Here is a 4337-nt window from a genome sequence, read left to right as displayed (position 1 = left end):
CAATCCCCACCGCTTCGCGGAGCCCCTTTTCAAAGGGGCCAGGCCGCCTGCGGGCGGGACGAGGGATGAGCCCTGCGAAGCAGGGCTGCACAAGCGGCGAAGCCGCTTGCCCCCTTTGGCAAAGGGGGTGCCTGAGCGAAGCGAGGGCGGGGGATTGTCCCTGGGAGTGCTTCCTTTTACCGCAGATTTCCAGTAGAAGCAGTGTCAGCAAATCAATCCCCACCGGCTTTGCCGGGCTGTAAAAGCGGAGTCAGCTACCAACACCCCTTTGGACGAGGGGGCTGTAGGGGCCAAGACCCCTCTTTCTCCAAAAGCCTCCAATTTCCCCGCCTGGTGGGAGGAATAATATAATAGGGCAAGCCCCGCAGGTTATGGACCTGTGGGGCATTTGGCAGTTTTGGCGGCAATTTTTGGTCTCGGACCGCTTTCGACTCATATTTTCCAGAAAATGGAATATAATGGGTCCCTACCTGTACATAAGGAGGAGAGCGGCATGACAGCCAAGACGATTTACACCAAACTCAACCGCCTGCGCCAGCAGTCCCGGCAGACGGGGCAGGTAAAGGTACCGGCTTCCGCCCTGCTGCTGGGGGCGGAGGCGGGGATTCATCTGCTGCTGGGAGCGGTGCTGTCCGGAGCGGTAATTTTTCAGGACAGCGCTCCCTTTGGCCTGGCCCTGGTGGGGGCGGCGGGGTCGGGACCGCGGGGCGGGGCGGCGCTGGTGGGGGCCTGCTTCGGGTCCATGACCGCTCTGGACTTCTCCAGCGGCCTGCGCTACTCCTCCGCCGCCATTTTGACCTTTGCCATCCACTTTGCCTTCTGTGAGTGGAGGGTGCTGCGCCGCCCCTGGGCCATGCCTCTGATCGCGGGGGCGCTGGACGCCTTCACCGGGTTTATTGTCCGGTCTCAGACGGGCTGGCGGACGGTGGACGCCATCTGCTTTGTGCTGGAGGCCCTGCTGACCGTGCTGGCGGTGTGGGCTTTCCAGGGGGCGCTGAGTCCGGCGGCGGGGCGGACCAGGGACAGCGCCGGTCCGCTCCACAGGCTAGTGGGGACCACCGCACTGCTGTGTGCCTGCCTGGCGGCGCTGGAGCCGCTATACCTTTATAAAGGTATCTCCTTGGGCCGTGCTGCGGCGGTGATGGCGGTGCTCACGGCTGCCTGGCAGGGAGGACCGGCGGCGGGGGCGGTCCAGGGGGTTGTCATTGGGCTTTCCATGGATTTGGCTGGACAGGCCGCGCCGATGTACGCCATGGCCTGCGGGCTGTCCGGGCTGGCGGCGGGGCTGCGCCGGGGACAGGGACGTCTGGGGGCGGCGGTGATCTACGTCTTGACCAACGGGGCGGCGGTGCTGTGGACCTGGGACCTGGGGCTGGACCTCTCCATTTTATATGAGGTGTTCCTGGCCGCTATAGTCTTCCTGATTATTCCAGAGCAGTTCGCCCGGCGGCTGGGGATGGAGCTGTCTCCGGCGGAGGCGGGGACGGTGGACCTGCGGGCCCAGCGGCTGGTACAGCAGAAGCTGGAGCACACCGCCAAGGCCTTCCGGTCACTGTACGACTCCCTGCGCTCCGTCTTCCAGCCCCCGGACAATGACAACGACGTGGCCACTGTCTTCGACCGGGCAGCGGGGCGGCAGTGCCGGGGGTGCGCCCTCCGGGACCGCTGCTGGAAGTCGGACTACAACACCACCTTTAACGCACTTAACGACGCAACCCCCGCCATGGTGGAGCGGGGCCGGGCGGAGGCCGGCGACTTTCCCCGGCACTTTGCTGACCGGTGCATCCAGTTCCCCGGCTTTGTGGCGGCGGTCAATGAGGAGCTCACCGCCCTGTTTTACCGCCGTCAGTACAACGCCCGCATCCGGGAGAGCCGGGCGGCGGTGTGCCGGCAGTACGCCCAGCTGTCCGACCTGCTGGGGGAGGCGGCGGCGGAGCTGAGCCGGGAGCTGACCCCCGACCCCGCCAGTGACCGCCGTCTGCGCCGGTGTCTGGCCGAGTCGGGGTTGGAGGTCCGGGCGGCGGCCTGCCGGGATGGACGGGGTCTGCTCCGGGTCGAGGCAGAGGGGCCCGACTGCGCCGCTCTGGGCCGGCCCGGCCGGCTCAAGGAGCTGTCGGCGGCGGTGGGTGTCCCTCTCCGGGTTGAGCTGGAGGGAAAAAACACCCTCTCTCTTCTACAGCAGGAGCCGCTGATGGCGGTGGCGGGGGTCGCAGCTCGAAAAAAGACCGGGGAGACGGTGAGCGGTGACGCGGGGACTTATTTTAAGCGCCACGACGGCAAGCTCTACCTCTTACTGTGTGACGGCATGGGCAGCGGACCCGAGGCCAACCGGGAGAGCACCCTGGCGGTCCGTCTGCTGGAACAGCTCCTTCAGGCCGGAGTGGACGCCCGCCGGGCATTGACAACGCTCAGCTCCGCCCTTGCCCTCCGGGGGGAGGAGACCGGCGGCTTTACCACGGTGGACCTGCTCCAACTGGATCTGTTCACCGGAGAGGGGGAGCTGTACAAGCTGGGCGCGGCCCCTACCTATATAAAAAAGGGGGGCAGCGTTCAGCGCCTCAGCGGAAAGTCCCTGCCCGCTGGTCTGGCGGAGGGGGAGCAGTCCGCCCTGGACCAGTTTTCCCTGCGGCTGGCCCCCGGCGACTGCGTGCTGATGGTCAGCGACGGGGTGTGTTCCGGCCTGGAGGACGGCTGGCTCAAGGAGAAGTTCAGCCAGTTCCAGGGGACAAGCCCCAAGGATTTGGCCCGGGAGCTGGTCACCCAGGACTCCGGCGAGGCCACCGACGACCGTACCGCTCTGGTGATCCGGCTGGACAGGCGGACATGAGAAAACGGAGACCGGAAGACCGGTCTCCTCTTTTTATTGACGTATGTCGAAAATCGTGGTAGAGTAGAACCAAGTGCTGCGGCAAAATGTCACGGCGGTCAACTCGAATCCTCCGAAAGGAGGTGAGAGTATGTCTTTGACTATTACACTGACGCTGAATGGCTACACCATTACGCTGAAGGTAAAAAAGGACAGCCGCCACTCTGCCAAGTGACGGCTGTTTTGAAAAAATAGCTTACCACTAAACGAGTTGACCGCTTTTACCGCAGCACCCATCTAGTAGATAGTATACCCCCTCCGTCCTTCGGTGTCAAGGGCGGAGTTTAATTTGTTCTTCTGAAATTCAAACGCTCTGTATGGTCTCCTCTTTTTGTTGACGTATGTCGAAAATCGTGGTAGAGTAGAACCAAGTGCTGCGGCAAAATGTCACGGCGGTCAACTCGAGTCCTCCGAAAGGAGGTGAGAGTATGTCTTTGACCATTACACTGACGGTGAATGGCTACACCATTACGCTGAAGGTAAAAAAGGACAGCCGCCACTCGGCCAAGTGACGGCTGTGCTGATTTAAGCACATCGCAATTACTTTAACGAGTTGACCGCTTTTACCGCAGCACTCATCTAATAGATAGTATACCCCCTCCGTCCTTCAGTGTCAAGGGCGGATTTTCCTCTTTTGGGGGGCAATGTAACAAAGGGACCGCAATATTACCGTTCTGTTACACTTCCCTCAAACCCATTGACTTTAAAATTTCGGTTTGCTAAAATGCGCATAGAGGTTGGGCGACGGCCTGAGGAAGTCTCCCCCGGGGGACGGAGGCAGGCGGGACCAAGGCCTCTATTTGGGCGGAAGAGATTCCGACCCGAACGGCCCCTCTCATGGCCGAAAAATAATAAAGGAGGAATATCCGAATGAGAAACTTGAAGCGGGCTCTCAGCCTGACTCTGGCTTCTGTCATGCTCCTGGGCATGATGGTGATCGGAACCAGCGCTGCGAGCTACCCCGACGTTACCGAAGAGCATAACGTCGAGGCAATTGAAGTTCTGCAGGCCGTCGGCGTAATGTCCGGCAGCGACAGCGGCAACTTCAACCCGGACAGCAACGTCAACCGTCTTGAGATGGCTGTCGTGATGTCCAACCTGCTGAGCCTCAAGGTTGACTATTTTGAGGGTCAGTGCAAATTCACCGACGTGCCTGAGTGGGCTGGCAAGTATGTTGCCGCCTGTGAGGCCAACGGCATTGTTTCCGGCATCGGCAACAATCAGTACGGCATTGGCAATGTTACTGCCACTCAGGCCGCTCTGATGATGCTGAAGGCTCTGGGCTACTTCCAGTACGCTCAGGACTTCCAGGGCGGCTGGGAGCAGGAGACTGCTAAGCTGGCTTCCAACCTGTCCCTGTTCAAGGGCCTGGATGTGGCCAACACCACCCCCCTGACCCGTAATCAGGTCGCTCAGCTGGCGCTGAACACTCTGAAGTCCCCTGTGGTTCAGGCTGACAAGAGCGGTTCTG

General features: G+C 61.5%; 4 protein-coding genes. All 4 read left to right on the top strand.

Annotation, left to right across the window (positions count from 1 at the left end; translation table 11 throughout):
• Nucleotides 1-493: 493 nt before the first annotated feature.
• The gene (locus D1646_RS19075) at nt 494-2827 is read left to right on the top strand and encodes a SpoIIE family protein phosphatase (RefSeq protein WP_160637975.1); all 2334 of its coding nucleotides are present in this window, start codon (nt 494-496) and stop codon (nt 2825-2827) included.
• 73 nt (nt 2828-2900) lie between these two features.
• Nucleotides 2901-3041 carry a hypothetical protein gene (locus tag D1646_RS19070; RefSeq protein ID WP_160637974.1) on the top strand — a complete coding sequence of 47 codons (141 nt, stop codon included), beginning with the start codon at nt 2901-2903 and terminating at the stop codon, nt 3039-3041.
• 196 nt (nt 3042-3237) lie between these two features.
• Nucleotides 3238-3378 carry a hypothetical protein gene (locus D1646_RS19065; RefSeq protein ID WP_160637973.1) on the top strand — a complete coding sequence of 47 codons (141 nt, stop codon included), beginning with the start codon at nt 3238-3240 and terminating at the stop codon, nt 3376-3378.
• Between the two features lie 358 nt (nt 3379-3736).
• The coding region (locus D1646_RS19060; protein ID WP_160637972.1) for an S-layer homology domain-containing protein at nt 3737-4337 on the top strand (601 nt) is incomplete at its 3' end.

Source organism: Pseudoflavonifractor sp. 60 (genome assembly GCF_009911645.1).
GTDB lineage: Bacteria > Bacillota > Clostridia > Oscillospirales > Oscillospiraceae > Lawsonibacter.
Note: the sequence above shows the minus strand (reverse complement) of the source record. Positions and strands in the feature narration are given on the sequence as shown.

What these genes read in the sequence shown, in the direction of transcription:
- D1646_RS19075 (WP_160637975.1), top strand. Translation starts at nt 494, where the DNA reads ATGACAGCCAAGACGATTTACACCAAACTCAACCGCCTGCGCCAGCAG.